The organism is Sulfitobacter sp. THAF37, assembly GCF_009363555.1.
In the GTDB taxonomy this organism is placed as follows: domain Bacteria; phylum Pseudomonadota; class Alphaproteobacteria; order Rhodobacterales; family Rhodobacteraceae; genus Sulfitobacter.
In genome coordinates this window covers 2,761,034-2,776,795 of sequence record NZ_CP045372.1, presented here as the reverse complement: position 1 = coordinate 2,776,795, position 15,762 = coordinate 2,761,034, and the positions used below count along the sequence as shown (strand labels likewise).

At 66.3% G+C, this 15,762-nt stretch carries 14 protein-coding genes; 9 read left to right on the top strand and 5 right to left on the bottom strand.

What is annotated here, in order from left to right; genetic code table 11:
• Nucleotides 1-24 precede the first annotated feature (24 nt).
• The 3 genes from FIU94_RS13600 to FIU94_RS13590 all read left to right on the top strand — a co-directional run bounded on the left by FIU94_RS13600 (nt 25) and on the right by FIU94_RS13590 (nt 2,668).
• Nucleotides 25-915, top strand: coding sequence for a PfkB family carbohydrate kinase (locus FIU94_RS13600; protein ID WP_152466299.1), 891 nt, complete (start codon nt 25-27; stop codon nt 913-915).
• Nucleotides 912-1,829: a pseudouridine-5'-phosphate glycosidase gene (locus FIU94_RS13595; protein WP_152466298.1), complete on the top strand. Its 918-nt coding sequence runs from the start codon at nt 912-914 to the stop codon at nt 1,827-1,829. The genes FIU94_RS13600 and FIU94_RS13595 overlap by 4 nt, the downstream gene beginning before the upstream one ends.
• Nucleotides 1,830-1,930: 101 nt before the next feature.
• On the top strand, nt 1,931-2,668 hold the full coding sequence (locus FIU94_RS13590; RefSeq protein WP_152466297.1) for a DUF502 domain-containing protein: 738 nt from the start codon (nt 1,931-1,933) through the stop codon (nt 2,666-2,668).
• 17 nt (nt 2,669-2,685) lie between these two features.
• Here FIU94_RS13590 and FIU94_RS13585 read toward each other — a convergent pair whose 3' ends face one another.
• Nucleotides 2,686-3,732: a patatin-like phospholipase family protein gene (locus FIU94_RS13585; RefSeq protein WP_152467060.1), complete on the bottom strand. Its 1,047-nt coding sequence runs from the start codon at nt 3,730-3,732 to the stop codon at nt 2,686-2,688.
• Nucleotides 3,732-4,517 carry a 3-hydroxybutyrate dehydrogenase gene (locus tag FIU94_RS13580; RefSeq protein WP_152466296.1) on the bottom strand — a complete coding sequence of 262 codons (786 nt, stop codon included), beginning with the start codon at nt 4,515-4,517 and terminating at the stop codon, nt 3,732-3,734. The genes FIU94_RS13585 and FIU94_RS13580 overlap by 1 nt, the downstream gene beginning before the upstream one ends.
• Before the next feature lie 463 nt (nt 4,518-4,980).
• Between FIU94_RS13580 and FIU94_RS13575 the strand changes: the two genes are divergently transcribed.
• On the top strand, nt 4,981-6,714 hold the full coding sequence (locus tag FIU94_RS13575) for an extracellular solute-binding protein (protein WP_152466295.1): 1,734 nt from the start codon (nt 4,981-4,983) through the stop codon (nt 6,712-6,714).
• 87 nt (nt 6,715-6,801) lie between these two features.
• Here the strand turns inward: FIU94_RS13575 and FIU94_RS13570 are convergent, their stop codons facing one another.
• On the bottom strand, nt 6,802-7,419 hold the full coding sequence (locus FIU94_RS13570; RefSeq protein ID WP_152466294.1) for a helix-turn-helix domain-containing protein: 618 nt from the start codon (nt 7,417-7,419) through the stop codon (nt 6,802-6,804).
• Nucleotides 7,420-7,483: 64 nt separating this feature from the next.
• Between FIU94_RS13570 and FIU94_RS13565 the strand changes: the two genes are divergently transcribed.
• From FIU94_RS13565 to FIU94_RS13545, 5 genes are all read left to right on the top strand, one after another.
• On the top strand, nt 7,484-9,001 hold the full coding sequence (locus FIU94_RS13565) for a class I adenylate-forming enzyme family protein (protein ID WP_152466293.1): 1,518 nt from the start codon (nt 7,484-7,486) through the stop codon (nt 8,999-9,001).
• The gene (locus tag FIU94_RS13560) at nt 8,979-9,620 is read left to right on the top strand and encodes a DsbA family protein (protein ID WP_152466292.1); all 642 of its coding nucleotides are present in this window, start codon (nt 8,979-8,981) and stop codon (nt 9,618-9,620) included. Before FIU94_RS13565 ends, FIU94_RS13560 begins: the two co-directional genes overlap by 23 nt.
• 131 nt (nt 9,621-9,751) lie before the next feature.
• Entirely contained in the window at nt 9,752-9,937 is a 186-nt protein-coding gene (locus FIU94_RS13555; protein WP_152466291.1) for a hypothetical protein, read from the top strand.
• Nucleotides 9,934-10,341: a glycerol-3-phosphate cytidylyltransferase gene (locus FIU94_RS13550; RefSeq protein ID WP_152466290.1), complete on the top strand. Its 408-nt coding sequence runs from the start codon at nt 9,934-9,936 to the stop codon at nt 10,339-10,341. The genes FIU94_RS13555 and FIU94_RS13550 overlap by 4 nt, the downstream gene beginning before the upstream one ends.
• A gap of 140 nt (nt 10,342-10,481) precedes the next feature.
• A complete protein-coding gene (locus FIU94_RS13545; protein ID WP_152467059.1) occupies nt 10,482-11,684 on the top strand; it encodes an MFS transporter in 1,203 nt (400 codons plus the stop codon).
• 25 nt (nt 11,685-11,709) lie between these two features.
• Here the strand turns inward: FIU94_RS13545 and mfd are convergent, their stop codons facing one another.
• Nucleotides 11,710-15,201 carry a transcription-repair coupling factor gene (mfd, locus tag FIU94_RS13540; RefSeq protein WP_152466289.1) on the bottom strand — a complete coding sequence of 1,164 codons (3,492 nt, stop codon included), beginning with the start codon at nt 15,199-15,201 and terminating at the stop codon, nt 11,710-11,712.
• Between the two features lie 31 nt (nt 15,202-15,232).
• Entirely contained in the window at nt 15,233-15,760 is a 528-nt protein-coding gene (locus tag FIU94_RS13535) for a component of SufBCD complex (RefSeq protein WP_152466288.1), read from the bottom strand.
• Nucleotides 15,761-15,762: the final 2 nt, after the last annotated feature.

The following is a 15,762-nucleotide window of genomic DNA, read 5'->3' as shown; positions in this document are numbered from 1 at the left end:
CCGGAGCGCGGGTAAACCGATGCCATGACGGCATCGCATTCTCCCGACATTCTGTGCATCGGCTCGGTCCTGTGGGACATCATCGGCCGCTGCGACAAGCCCATGCGACAGGGCTTTGACATGCCGGGGCGGATCAGCCGCCTGCCCGGCGGGGTGGCGCTGAACATCGGCATGGCCCTGTCGCGCTTCGGACTTGCGCCCGCGCTGCTGTCGGCAGTGGGCCGCGACCCCGAGGGCGATGAGCTGATCGCCGCCTGCGCGGCCCGCGGGCTGATCACCGACCTGATCTACCGCTCGGACGACCTGCCCACCGACCGCTACATGGCCGTCGAAGCGGCCAACGGGCTGATCGCCGCCATCGCCGATGCCCATTCCCTCGAAGCGGCCGGCGACAAGATCCTCGGGCCGCTGTCCGACGGACGCCTGCCGCAGCCCTATACCGGGGCGGTGGCGCTTGACGGCAACCTGACCATCGACCTGCTCGACCGCATGGCCGACAGCCCGCTGCTGGCCCATGCCGATCTGCGCGTCGCCCCGGCCTCGCCCGGCAAGGCGCTGCGCCTGGGGCCCTTCGTCAAGGCGGGACGCGGAACGCTTTATGTCAACCTCGAAGAAGCGGGTCTGCTGTGCCAGGCCGAATTCAGCGATTCCCGCGCGGCGGCGGCGGGGCTGCTGGCGCGCGGGGCGGCCCGTGCCGTGGTCACGGACGGCGGCAACCCCGCCACGGTGGCCGACCCGGACAGCATGCTGACCCAGACACCGCCGTCCGTGCAGGTGGCCCGCGTGACCGGCGCGGGCGATACCTTCATGGCCGCCCATATCGCGGCAGAACGCGGCGGCGTGCTTGCCGACGCGGCGCTGCACCAGGCGCTTGCCGCCACCGCCCTTTACGTTTCCGGAGAGACCCGCATATGACCCTGCCCCTGACCTACAGTACCGAAGTGGCCGAGGCCCGCGCGGCGGGCACGCCGGTCGTGGCGCTGGAAAGCACCATCATCACCCACGGCATGCCCCATCCCCAGAACATCGAGGTGGCCCGCCAGGTCGAAAGCGACATCCGCGCCGCCGGGGCGGTCCCGGCCACCATCGCGGTGCTGGAGGGACAGCTGCACATCGGGTTGAACCCCGGCCAGCTCGACGCCCTGGCACAGGCGCGCAATGTCGCCAAGCTCAGCCGCGCCGACCTGGCCGTCTGCATCGCCCGCGGCGGCACCGGGGCCACCACCGTCGCCGCCACCATGATCGCAGCACATCTGGCGGGGATTGCCGTCTTTGCCACCGGCGGGATCGGCGGCGTGCACAAGGGCGCCGAAAACAGCTTTGACATCTCCGCAGACCTGATGGAACTGGCCCAGACCCCCGTCACCGTGGTCGCGGCCGGGGCCAAGGCGATTCTCGACGTGGCCAAGACGCTGGAGGTGCTGGAAACCCAGGGCGTGCCGGTAATCGCCTTCGGCCAGGACAGTTTCCCCGCCTTCTGGTCGGCGTCATCGCCGCTCAAGGCACCGCTGCGCATGGACGACCCCGCCGGGATTGCCCGTGCCCACGAGATGCGCGCAGCCCTCGGCCTGCCGGGCGGGCAACTGGTGGCCAACCCGATCCCCCTTGCGGACGAGATACCCGCCGCCGAAATGGCCCCGGTCATCGCCCAGGCCCAGGCCGACGCCACCGCGCATGGAATCAGCGGCAAATCCGTCACCCCCTACCTGCTGCAACGCATCTTCGAGCTGACGGAAGGCCGGTCGCTGACCGCGAACATCGCACTCGTGCGCAACAATGCCCGTCTGGCGGCCCGCATCGCCACCAGGATCAACCAGCCGCCCGCATAAAGTCTGGGCGACAGGACCTAATCTGCGCGGAAAACGCGCGTCCGGCATTGTCGCAGCCTTGCAAACACCTTAGCTATGGCGCGATCCTGCCGGGGCCTTTCATGAATACGCCATTCGACATCAATACATCTGAACCCCGCCGTCCCGGACTGGTCGCACGCCTGCGCGCGTCCTTTCTGACCGGTCTCGTGGTGATCGCGCCCGTGGGCCTGACCATCTGGCTGATCTGGTCCGTGGTGGGATGGATCGACGGCTTCGTGCTGCCGCTGGTCCCCCAGGCCTATCACCCCGACCGGATGCTTCAGGACTTTCTGGGGCTGGACCCCGACCTGCAGATCAACGTGCGCGGCCTGGGCGTTGTCATCTTCCTGATCTTCACGATCATCGTCGGCTGGATGGCCAAGGGCATCATCGGCCGGTCGCTGATCCGTTTTGCCGAAAGCCTGGTCGAGCGGACACCGGTGGTGCGCACTGTCTATTCCGGGATCAAACAGATTTCCGAGACGATCTTTGCCCAGTCCGAACGCAGCTTCGAAACCGCCTGCCTGATCGAATACCCCCGCAAGGGGATCTGGGCGCTTGGCTTCATCTCGACCATGGCCAAAGGCGAAGTTGCAGCAAAATCGGACTCTTCCGGCGAAATGGTCAGCGTCTTCGTGCCCACGACGCCGAACCCGACGTCGGGCTTTTTGCTGTTCTTTCCAAAGAGAGACGTGATCGAACTGGACATGTCGGTCGAAGACGCCGCGAAACTGGTGATTTCCGCCGGTCTGGTCTATCCGCCCGACCGGTCCGAAAAATCCGCCCTGCCCGACGCCTTTCCGGACGCCCGTAGCTGACCGGACAGCCCCGACCCTCAGCCGAACATCTCGGGCAGATTGATGCTGCTCTCTACCCCGATCTTGTCGCGGTGTGCCGCCAGAAAGCGGTCCGCCGCCTCCTGGCCGGCCGCATACAGGGTCGCGATGACCGACGGCAGCGGCACCAGTTTGGTCGCCACAGACAGCTTCTCCATCAGGTCGTCATCCGCCACCATGTGCACCCGGACCCGGCTCATGGCGCCTTCGGGGACCCGGCCACTGTCAATCAGGCGCTGCACGAACTCGATGGCGCGCAGTTCCCGCAGCAGGCTGGAGTTGAAGCTGATTTCATTGATCCGGTTCTGGATCTGCTTGGGCGTGCGCGGCAGGTCGTGACGCTCCAGCGGGTTGATGTTGATCACCACAATATCGTCGGGCAAGCCCTTGTCAAACAACGGGAAAAGCGCGGGGTTTCCAGTGTATCCCCCGTCCCAGAACGCCTCCACCTGCCCGGTCTCGGCGTCGTACATCTCGACCGCCTGAAACACGGTCGGCAGGCAGGCCGACGCCATGATCGCCTCCGGCCCGATCTCATCGCCCGAAAACACCCGGATCTTGCCATTGCGCACCCGCGTTGCACAGATGTACAGCAACGGCGCCACCCCGTTGCAGACGTTGTCATAATCCATCTTGGCCACGATGTCGGTCAGCGGATTGCGATAGAACGGTCCATACACGTAAGGCGAGGTGATGTTCGACACCGCATCGCCAACGGCCACGGGCCAGGAATATTCCAGCGCCTGGCTTACCGCCCCGATGCCAAAAGGCGCCATCCAGGATTGCAGCCGCAGGTCCGCCATGCCTGAAACCTGCTGCCACAGCCAGGCAAGGTTTTCGCGGGCCCCCTCCACCCCGCCCGCGACATAACCGGCCTTCAGCGCGGCGCCGTTCAGCGCCCCCGCCGAGGTGCCGGAGATGCCGCAGATTTCCAGCTCCGGGTCCTGCAGGAACCGCTCAAGCACGCCCCAGGTAAAGGCGCCATGCGCGCCGCCGCCCTGAAGCGCAAGGTTGATCCGCTTCTTCTTGCCGCTGCCCTGCGCCATCAAAGCGCGGTCCAGCCGCCATCCACGCTGATCGCCGTGCCGGTGATCTGTGCCGCCGCGTCCGAACACAGGAAGGTCGCCGTGCCGCCCAGTTGTTCAACGGTCGCGAACTCCTTGCTGGGCTGGCGTTTCAGCATCACGTTCTTGATCACGTCGTCGCGGGACATGTCGTATTCCTTCATCGTGTCGGGAATCTGCGCTTCCACCAGCGGTGTCAGCACATAGCCCGGACAGATGGTGTTGGCGGTGATCGGCTCTTCCGCCGTTTCCAGCGCGGTGGTCTTGGTCAGGCCGACGATCCCGTGCTTGGCCGCGATATACGCCGACTTGAACGGCGACGCCGTCAGCCCGTGGGCCGAGGCGATGTTGATCACCCGGCCCCAGCCCGCCTTGCGCATCAGCGGCAGGGCCGCGGCAGAGGTATGGAAGGCCGAGCTGAGGTTGATGGCAATGATCGCATCCCATTTCTCCACCGGGAAATCCGGGATCGGGGCCACATGCTGTATCCCCGCATTGTTGACCAGAATATCGCACCGCCCCGCGTCGGCGATCAGCTTGCGGCACGCGTCGCCCTTGGACATGTCCGCCTTGATGTAGCGCGCCGTCACGCCGGTCTCCTTGGCGATCTCGCGGGCCAGATCGTGGTCTTCGTCCCGGTCGGTAAAGGAATTCAGGACCACATCCGCCCCCGCCCGCGCCAGTTCCCAGGCGATTCCCAGCCCGATGCCGGAGTTGGACCCGCTGATGACGGCGGTCTTGCCCGAAAGGTCGATGGTATAAGGCATGATGAAAGCTCCTGTTGATGGAATGCTGCGCCGCATCCTGACATGCTGCAACTGCAAAGGAAACGCACGGCGCGCCGGAATGTTTCACCCTGCATAGCGCGGCGGCGACGGATCACAAACCTCGGAGCGCGCTGTCAGCCCGCCCGCCCCGCCGCCGGCACCCGCAAGGCCAAAAAAAAACGCCAGCACGAAGCTGGCGTTAAGTTATTGAGGCAGGTTTCATACAGGCAAGAAACCTATCGAGCAGTGACTTATGTATAAGCAATCTCGTGCCTTACGCCAAGCATAAAGTTTGAAGTGCCCTCGAACCCCAGTTATTCAAGGCCCAACAAAACAAGGGCAGTGCGGGATTGTTGCAAAAATGCTGACTCATTTTTTCCAGATACCATCGGCGGTTGCGGCGTTTTCTTCACTGATTCTCTGCGCCGCCGTCGCCGGGGCGGAGCCACGGCACGGGATATCTATGTACGGCGACCCCGCGCTGCCACCCGATTTTGTGTCCCTGCCCTATGTGAACCCGGAAGCCCCCAAGGGCGGGCGGATCGTGCTGGGCAACTCCGGCGGGTTCGACAGCCTCAACCCATACGTCCGCAAAGGCACGGTTCCCTGGCAGCTGCCCTTTTTCACCCACGAGACGCTGATGGGCCGATCCTGGGACGAACCCTTCGCGCTTTACGGTCTGCTGGCCGAATCGGTCGAGGTGCCCGAGGACCGGTCCTGGGTCGAATTCACCCTGCGCGAGGGGACCCGGTTTTCCGATGGCAGCCCCCTGACGGTGGCGGACGTGATCTTTTCCTACGAGTTGCTCGGCACCGAAGGGCACCCGCGCTACGCCGGACTGTGGAACCAGATCGAGACCATCGAACAGACCGGCCCCCGGTCGCTGCGCATCACCTTCAACACGGACAACCGCGAACTGGCGTTGCTGGCGGGGATGCGCCCGATTCTCAGCAAGGCGCAGTGGGAGGACAAGGATTTCGCCAATGCGCCCCTGCAGGAGGTGCCGCTGGGCAGCGGCCCTTACGTGATCACCGATTACGCCGCCAGCCGCTCCATCACGCTGGAACGCAACCCCGACTACTGGGGCGCCGATATCCCGTTCCGGCGCGGCACCAACAATTTCGACGAGATCCGGCTGGATTTCTACGGTGACGCGAATGTGGTCTTCGAGGCGTTCAAGGCGGGCGAGATTTCGGCGGTGCGCGAATTCAACGCCGAAACCTGGGCCACGCAATACGATTTTCCCGCCATCCAGCGCGGCGAGATCGTGAAATCCACCTTTCCCCACGCCAAGCCGTCGGGGATGACCGGCTTTGTGATGAATACCCGCCGACCGCCCTTTGACGACTGGCGGGTGCGCGACGCGATGATCTGGGCGTTCAATTTCGAGTATATCAACGAAACGCTCACCGGCGGTGCCTTGCCGCGCATCACTTCGTATTTCTCGAACTCCGATCTGGCGATGCGCCCCGGCCCCGCCCCGGCCCCCGTGGCGGCGCTGCTGACGCCCTTCGAGGCCACGCTGCCCGAGGGTGCGCTGACCGGCTACGCGCTGCCACAGGGCGACGGGTCGGTCCGCAACCGCGCGGGCATCCGCCAGGCCATGAAGCAGCTTCAGGCGGCGGGATATTCCGCTGCGGACGGCGTGATGCGCGACGCGGGCGGCAGACCGCTGGAGGTGGAGATCACCCTGTCCAAGGGCAGCCGTCTGGACGTGGGCGGGTCCGAGAAGATCGCCGATCTCTATGTCCAGGCGCTGGAACGGCTGGGCATCAAGGCCCGGGTCGAGGTGGTGGATCCCGCGCAGATGACCAAACGGCTGGAGACCTTCGATTTCGACATGACCACCTTCCGCCGCGCCCTGTCGCTCAGCCCCGGCACCGAGCAGCGGTACTACTGGGGGACGCAGGCCGCATCCCAGCCCGGATCGGGCAACCTGATGGGGATCGAAAGCCCGGCGGTGGACGCGATGATCGACACCATGCTGACCGCCCGCGAAGCGGATGAATTCACCAATGCGGTGCGCGGGCTGGACCGTGTGCTGACCGCCGGGCGCTACGTGATCCCGTTCTGGCAGTTCGACGAAGGGTTGATCGCCCACCGGGCCGAGATGACCTATCCCGACCACATCCCGCTCTACGGGGACGGGCCGAACTTCATGCCCGAGGTGTGGTGGTGGGCGCCAGCGGCGAAGTGACCCGAAGGGGCGGCTGCGCCGCATTCGATTCCCGATGACTTGGGGCTCTGCCCCAAACCCCGGAGGTATTTGGGGGCATAAAGAAGATCACGACAGCGACGTCACCCAGAGGATGGTCGCATCCTCGGCGGAGGTGGAGATTACGTTGTGCCCCATGGTGGCGTCGTAGTAGGCGCTGTCGCCGCGGCGCATCTCGACCGGTTCGTAGAATTCGGTGTAGAGTTTGATCACCCCGGTCAGGACGTAGAGGAACTCTTCGCCATCGTGACGCACCCAGCCCTCGAATTCCGACATGCTGCGGGCCCGGATGCGCGCGCGGTAGGGCAGCATGTGCTTCTTGCGCAGCGTCTCGGCCAGAAGGTCGTGTTCGTAGGTGGCGGTGGCCTTGGCGGTGCCTTCGCCGGTTCGCGTGACCGCCATGCGCCCGTTGATCTTTTCCGCCGCGGGCGGGGTGAAAAGCTGCGGCACCGAGATTTCGAGCCCCGTCGCCAGCTTCTTGAGCGCCTCGTAGGTGGGCGACATCTGGCCGTTCTCGATCTTTGACAGGGTCGAGCGGGCCAGCCCCGCCTGTTTCGCCGCCTGTTCCAGCGTCCAGCCCCGCGCCTTGCGCAGGTCGCGGACCCGTGCGCCCAGGTCGAGCGGCGGGGTCACGTCGGGTTCTCCGCTGGCGCGGGCAATCTCGATCAGGCTGGCGTTGCGGTTCATCTCCTTGCATTAGCGCCGTTCCATGGTGCTTGCAACGCGCGACGTGCTGGGCTAGCGCCATGGCATGACGGAGGAAACCCAGAAAGACCGGTTCAACCTCGCGCGCTACGTGCTGCGCGCCGGACGCGACACGCCCGACAAGGTCGCGCTGTCGCTGCTGGGGCCTGAGGGCCGCGAGGACTGGCGCTTTGCCCGGCTGCGCGCGGCGGTGCGGGGCACCGGCACGGGGCTGCTGCGGGCAGGTCTGGCGCCGGGCGACGTGGTGCTGCTGCGGCTGGGCAATACGCCGGATTTCCCCATCGCCTACCTGGGGGCGCTGGCGGCGGGGCTGGTGCCGGTGCCCACGGCGGCGGCGCTGACCGAGGCGGAAGTGGCAAAGCTGCTGCCGGGGCTCGCGCCCGCCGCGGTGCTGCACGACCCATCGGTCCCCTGTCCGCCGCACCCCGGGCGGATCGACCTGGACGGGCTGCGGGCCATGCGCGACCTGCCACCGGTGGACTGGCACCTGGGGGACGCGGAGCGGCCGGGCTATGTCATCTATACCTCCGGCACGTCGGGGCGGCCCACCGCCGTCGTGCATGCGCATCGCGCGATCCTGGCGCGGCGGATGATGTTCGACGGCTGGTACGGGCTGCGCGCCGACGACCGGATGCTGCACGCGGGGGCTTTCAACTGGACCTATACGCTGGGCACCGGGCTGATGGACCCCTGGACGCTTGGCGCGACCGCGCTGATCCCGGCCCCCGGCACGCCGGCGCGCGACCTGCCGGGACTGCTGGCTGAGCATGGCGCGACGCTTTTTGCAGCGGCTCCGGGGGTTTACCGCCAGATGCTCAAGGATCGCGACACCATTGATCTGCCCCGTCTGCGCCACGGGCTGAGCGCGGGGGAAAAGCTGAGCCCCGCGGTGCGCGCCGACTGGGAACGCGCGACCGGCACGCCCGTGTTCGAGGCTTTCGGCATGTCGGAATGTTCGACCTTCATCTCGGGCTGCCCGGATCACCCGGCGGCCCCCGGCGCGCTGGGCCGCCCGCAGCCGGGCCGCCGCGTGGCGATCCTGGCGGAGGACGGCGGCATGGCCCCGTCCGGCACCCCCGGCACCATCGCCATCCACCGCAGCGACCCGGGGCTGATGCTGGGCTACCTCGGCGCACCGGACCAGACCGCCCTTCGGTACCGGGGCGACTGGTTCCTGACCGGCGATCAGGGGGTGATGGACGGTGACGGGCAGATCACCTACCTTGGCCGGGGCGACGACATGATGAACGCGGGCGGCTTCCGCGTCTCGCCGCTGGAGGTTGAGGCGGCGCTGGCCGAGGCACCCGGCGTGACCGGCGTCGGCGCGGCGGAGGTCGAGGTCAAGCCCGGCGTCAGCGTGATCGCCGCCTTTTATACCGCCGCCAGCCCACTGGACGATGCGGCGCTGGCCCGTTATGCCGAAGGCAGGCTGGCGCGCTACAAGCAGCCGCGCCTCTACATTCACCTTGCCGCGCTGCCCACGGGCGCCAATGGCAAGCTTCAGCGGCGCCAGCTGCGCGCGGATTACCAGGCGAGGAAAGATGCCGGACCCAATCAAGCTTGATATCATGTCGGACCCGATCTGCCCCTGGTGCTACATCGGCAAGACGCGTCTGGACCGCGCTTTGCAGGATCACCCCGACCATCCCTTCGCGATCGAATGGCATCCGTTTCAGCTGAACCCGGACATGCCGGCAGAAGGCATGGACCGGCGGACGTACCTGGAGCGCAAGTTCGGCGGCAAGGAAGGGGCGGTGAAAGCCTATGCGCCGGTGGTGGAGCACGCGCAGAACGCGGGGCTGAGCATCAATTTCGAAGCCATGCGGCGCACGCCGAACACGCTGGATGCCCACCGCCTGATCCACTGGGCGGGGATCGAGGGGCGTCAGACCGCCGCCGTGTCGGCATTGTTCAATGCCTATTTCGTAGAGGCGCGCGACATCGGCGATCCCGAGGTGCTGGCCGATATCGCCGACAGCATCGAGATGGACGCGGCGGTCGTCGCCCGGCTGCTGCGGACGGACGAGGACCGGCAGGCGATCATCGACCGGGACGCCCACAGCCGCAAGATGGGCATCGATTCCGTTCCCACCTTCATCGTGGGCAACCGGCACGCCGTGCCCGGCGCCCAGCCGCCCGAGCTGTGGGCCAGGGTCATCGCCGAGCTGACCGAGGCCTCCTGACCCCCGACTATGGCAGAACGGCCACAGCGCGCGGCCTTGTCGCAACAGACCTTTGCCAGTGCCCCGCCCCTCGCCTAACCTCGGGTCATAACGGGGCAAAGACCCCGCACACAACAGATCGAGCGGGTTCAATGGCAGATAAAGAGGCAACGCCTGACGGGGATACCGTCTGGTATACCGGACGGGCTTTCATCATCCTTCCCCCGCCGCCGTCGGGCGGCGCGCCTGCCCATCAACCGGTGTTCCGGCCCCGCCGCTCGCCGGTTCAGGCGATCTGGCTCAAGGAATCCGGGCCGGTCGGGCGGACCGAGGCATGATTGTGACCTCGATCCCGCACCGCGTCCTGCTGACCTACGGCGTTTTCGACGACCTCGGGCCGGACAGCACCGCGCGGCTGCGCCGGTTGAGCGGATTGGGCCGCGAACTGATCGTCGGCTGCGCCACCGATGCGTTGTGTCGGCGCATGGGCCGACCCGTGACCACACCCTACGCGGTGCGGCGCATGCGGCTGGAACGCACGCGCTACGTCTCACGCGTGATCGGCCAGGACTGCTGGGACCAGCTGCGCACGGATATCGTGAACTACAATGTCAGTGCCCTCGCCCTTGGCACGGTGCCCGCCGGGGTTGACCTTGGCAGCCTTGCCGACATCGTACAGCTGCTGCCGCTGCCAGGGCGGGTTGCACCTTATGTGGACACGGATGCCCGTCTTGCGTCCTGAAAGCCGTAAATTCGTGCCACAATTCAATTGAGGATTGTCGCAACTGCAACCATGAGTTATCAAGACGCTATTTGGCGTCAGATATTGATCCGGCGCGGTTTTCGGAGCAATGCGTGGAAGAGCAGACACAAGAACTGCCGATGCACCGGGCGGAATTCGTCGCCCTGATCGCCATGATGTTCGCGACAATCGCCTTTTCGATTGATGCCATGCTGCCGGCACTGCCGGAAATCGCCCATGAACTGGCGCCGGAGCTGGCGCACCGCGCGCCCCTGATCCTGGCCGCCTTCGTCCTAGGCATGGGCGTCGGTACCTTCGTGACCGGCCCGCTGTCGGATGCCTTTGGCCGACGGCCTGTGATCTTCGGCGGCGTCGCGCTCTACATCCTGGCCACCATCGTCGCCTGGGCCAGCAATTCGCTTGAGCTGATGCTGGTGGCCCGCGTCTTTCAGGGGTTGGGCGCCGCGGGGCCGCGCGTGGTGGCCATCGCGGTGGTGCGCGATCTGTTCACCGGGCGTGAAATGGCCAAGATCGTGTCTTTCATCATGCTGATCTTTACCCTGGTGCCAGCCTTTGCCCCGGCGATGGGGCAGTTGATCATCGACCTGTCGGACTGGCGCAGCATCTACCTGGCTTTCGTCGCCTTCTCTGCCGTCAGTGTAATATGGATGGCCCTGCGCCTGCCCGAAACCCTGCCGAGCCGATACCGCCGCCCTCTGCGGATGCGCCTGATGGTTGCCGCCGTGCGCGAGATCGCCAGCCACCGGACCGTCCGGCTATCGGTGCTGGTGCAATCGCTGGCGATGGCCATGCTCTTTGCCACGCTGATGCTGATCCAGCCGGTCTATGCCCAGTTCTATGACAGGGCCGAGAATTTTCCCTACTGGTTCGGCGCCATCGCACTGGTGGCGGGCGGCTCCAGCATCCTCAACGCGCTGCTGGTCGAACGTCTGGGCATGCGGCGGTTGGTCGGCATCACCCTGGCCGGCCAGGTTGTGTTGTCATCGGCGTTGTTCTTCTCGGGTCTGGCCGACCCGGCCAACCCCATGGGGTTCGGGCTGTTCCTGTTCTGGCAGCTGTGCCTGTTTGCCCAGGCGGGGCTGACGCTGGGCAACCTCAACGCCATCGCGATGGAGCCGATGGGCCATATGGCGGGCATGGCGGCGTCGATCATCGGCTCGGTCTCGACCGTGCTTGCGGCGCTCATCGCCTCGCCGGTGGCAATGATGTTCCAGGGCGATGCGTCGCTGCTGTTCGGCGCGATCTTTGTCATGGCCTGTGCCGCCTCGGCCCTGATGCTGCTGCTGTCGCGCAGCGAAAGCGGCGTGGCCATCGCCAAATAGCGACCGAACGCACCACCGCGGCAGGTCAGGACGCTTTGGGCTTTCCCGACTTCTGCTTTTCCTTGGCGATCACATGTTCGGCCAGGTCGCGGGCAATGGCAAAGGCCCCCTTGATCTTGTCCGCGTCGTTCTTCCAGTCGCGCCGCACCACGATCTTGTTGTCCTTGACCTTGGCCAGCCCGCGCTGGTCCTTGATAAAGGCCACCAGCCCCTCGGGCGAGGCGAACTTGTCGTTGTGGAACTGGATTGTCGCCCCCTTCGGCCCGCCGTCGAGCTTGGCGATGCCCGCGCGCTTGCACATCGCCTTGATCCGCACCACCAGCATCAGCGTATTGACCTCGCGCGGCAGCTTGCCGAACCGGTCGATCAGTTCCGCCGCAAAGCCTTCCAGCTCCACTTTCGTCGTCAGCTCCGACAGGCGGCGGTACAGCCCCAGCCGCACGTCGAGATCGGGCACATACTCTTCGGGGATCAGCACCGGCACCCCGAGGTTGATCTGCGGCGCCCATTGCTCGTCCGCCTCCGACAGCCCCTCCATCTCGCCCGCGCGGATCTTGGCAATCGCCTCTTCCAGCATCGACTGATAGAGTTCGAACCCCACATCCCGCATCTGGCCCGACTGTTCCTCGCCCAGAAGGTTGCCCGCGCCGCGAATGTCCAGATCCTGGCTGGCCAGCGTGAACCCCGCGCCCAGGGAATCCAGGCTGCCCAGCACCCGCAGACGCTTTTCCGCCGTCGCCGTGAGCCTGGCGCGCGGTTTTGTCGTCAGATAGGCATAGGCCCGCGTCTTGGACCGGCCCACGCGCCCCCGGATCTGATAAAGCTGCGCCAGACCGAACATATCGGCCCGGTGCACGATCATCGTGTTGGCGGTGGGGATGTCGAGGCCGGATTCCACGATGGTCGTGGCCAGCAGGATGTCGAACTTGCCGTCGTAAAAGGCGTTCATCCGGTCGTCCAGTTCGCCCGCCGCCATCTGGCCGTGGGCCACGACATAGGTCAGCTCCGGCAGCTGGTCCTTGAGGAAATTCTCGATCTCCGCCAGGTCGGACACCCTGGGCACCACGTAGAACGACTGTCCCCCGCGGTAATGTTCGCGCAGCAGCGCCTCGCGCAGGGTGACAGCGTCGAATTCGCTGACATAGGTGCGGATCGCCAGCCGGTCCACCGGCGGCGTGCCGATGATCGACAGGTCGCGCACCCCCGTCAGCGACAGCTGCAGCGTGCGCGGGATCGGCGTGGCGGTCAGGGTCAGCACATGGATGTCCGTGCGCAGCGCCTTCAGCCGCTCCTTGTGGGTCACGCCGAAATGCTGTTCCTCGTCGATGATCAGCAGCCCGAGGTTCTTGAACTTTATCCCCTTGGCCAGCAGCGCATGGGTGCCGATGACGATGTCGCAGGTGCCCTTGGCCATGCCGTCGCGGGTCAGCGCCGCCTCCTTGGCCGAGACAAACCGGCTGAGGGTCCGGACCTGCACCGGAAAACCGCGAAACCGTTCGGCAAAGGATTTGTAATGCTGCCGCGCCAGCAGCGTCGTGGGCGCGATCACCGCCACCTGAACGCCCGACATCGCCGCGACAAAGGCCGCGCGCATCGCCACTTCCGTCTTGCCGAAGCCGACGTCGCCGCAGACCAGCCGGTCCATCGGATTGCCGCTGGTCAGATCGTCCACCACATCGCCGATGGCACGCAGCTGGTCGTCCGTTTCGGTATAGGGAAAGCGTGCCGCGAATGCGTCCCAGGCACCCACCGGCGGCTCCAGCACCGGGGCCTTGCGCAGGGCGCGCTCCGCCGCGATGCGGATCAGCCGGTCGGCCATCTCGCGGATGCGTTCCTTCAGCCTGGCCTTCTTGGACTGCCAGGCACCGCCGCCCAGCTTGTCCAGCAGCCCTTCCTCGTGGCCGTATCTCGACAGCAGTTCGATGTTCTCGACCGGCAGATACAGCTTGGACCCTTCGGCATATTCCAGCAGCAGGCATTCATGCGCCGCCCCGGCGGCGGTGATCACCTCCATCCCGTGATAGCGCCCGATGCCGTGGTCCACATGCACGATCAGGTCGCCGGGGCTGAGGCTTTGCGCCTCGGTCAGGAAGTTTTCGGCCCGGCGCTTGCGGCGCGGCGCGCGGATCAGCCGGTCGCCCAGCACATCCTGTTCGGAAATCACCGTGATCCGGCCCTTCGGCCCCGCCGCCGCCCACGGGGCTTCGAACCCCGCCTCCAGCGCCCAGACCGCCAGGTGCAGACCGCGCTTGCCGATGCGGGTGGCGTTGCCGACCGGGATCGCCTCGGCCAGTCCCTCGTCCTCGATCAGGCCCGTCAGACGTTCCCGCGCGCCTTCGGAATAGCTGGCGACCAGCACCGGCCCCTCGTCCAGCTTGCGGCGGATGTGATCGGCCAGCGCGCCGAACAGGCTGACCGATTCCTGCTGCCGCTCGGGCGAGAAGCTGCGCCCGATGCGCGCGCCCGCGTCCAGCACTCCCGGCCCCGTGGGCTGCGGCAGCGGCATGAACTGGATCACCCGGTGGTCCTGCGTCGCCATCAGCCAGGCGTCATCGTCCAGGTACAGCCCCTCGGGCGGCGCGGGCTTGTAGACGCTGTCCATCTTCGACCGGTTCGACATGGCGATGCGCCGGGTCTCGTACTGGTCCGCGATGCTGTCCCAGCGCGCCAGCCGTGCCGGTGTCACCTGATCGTCCAGCGTCACCGTGGCCCCCGGCAGATAGTCGAACAGGGTCTCCAGCCCGTCATGGAAGAACGGCAGCCAATGCTCGGCCCCCTGATGCTTGCGGCCCGCGCTGATCGCCTCGTAGAGCGGGTCGTCCGTGCCCGCCGCGCCGAACTCGATGCGGTAATTCTGCCGGAACCGCGTGATCGCGGCCTCGTCCAGGATCACCTCGCTCACCGGGGCCAGTTCGACCACCTCCAACGTGTCCGTCGTGCGCTGGGTCGCCGCGTCAAAGCGGCGCGCGCCGTCCAGAACGTCGCCGAACAGATCCAGCCGCACCGGCCCCAGATCGCCCGGCGGATAGATGTCGATGATCCCGCCCCGGATCGCGTAGTCCCCCGGTTCCGTCACCGTGGGGCTTTGCACGAACCCCATGCGCACCAGAAAGGCGCGCAGCCCCGCCTCGTCGATGCGGCTGCCGACGCGGGCGGAAAACGCGGCCTCGCGCAGCACCGATCGCGCGGGAATGCGCTGGGTGGCGGCGTTGATGGTGGTCAGCAGCACAAAGCTCTCGGGCATGCCGTGGACCAGGGCCGCCAGCGTCGCCATGCGTTGCGCGCAGATGTCCGCATGGGGCGAAACCCGGTCATAGGGCAGGCAATCCCACCCCGGAAAAAGGATGACCGGCATCTCCGGCGCGTGAAACGCCAGCGCCGCCCGCATCGCCGCCATCCGCTTGTCGTCGCGCGCCACATGCAGCACCGGCCCGCCTTTGGCGACCTCGTCCAGCACCGCGCGGGCATCGAAACCTTCGGGCACGCCCGACAGCGTGATTTTGCTCTGCTCCGTCATGTCGTCCCAATTGGCCCCGCGCGGGGCGCTGTCAAGCGCCCAGGGGCCCCAGCGCCACGTTTTGATACATGCCCCAGATCGCGGTGACAAAGATCGACAGCATGCCGATGATCTGGGTGTAGAGCCTGTGCCGCGTCAGCCGTTTGCGCAACCGCTCACCGCCTGCGTCCTCGGCCACGATCAGCCGCGCGGTGGACAGGCTGAGAAGCCCCACCAGCGACAGCGGAAAGGCCAGCAGGAACACCGCCTGCGCGAATTCCATCCCGTAGACGAACCCAAGCAGCACCAGCATGGTCAGCCCGAAACAGCCAAAGCCGAGGATCCACAGCCCCGAGACCTGCGCGATGAACAGCAGCCGGTTCACGTTGATCCGCACCATGTCTTCCAGATCGACCTCGGCCTGCCCGCCCTGCCGACGCGCGCGCAGCACCATGTCAAAGGGCACGCCCAGCACCCAGTGACTCGCGGTCGACCAGGTCACGGCAAGCACGATCCAGAACCACAGGTTCGAAAAGGACCGCATGTCGATGAGTTCGAAAAGGGTTTGGTACCAGTCCAACG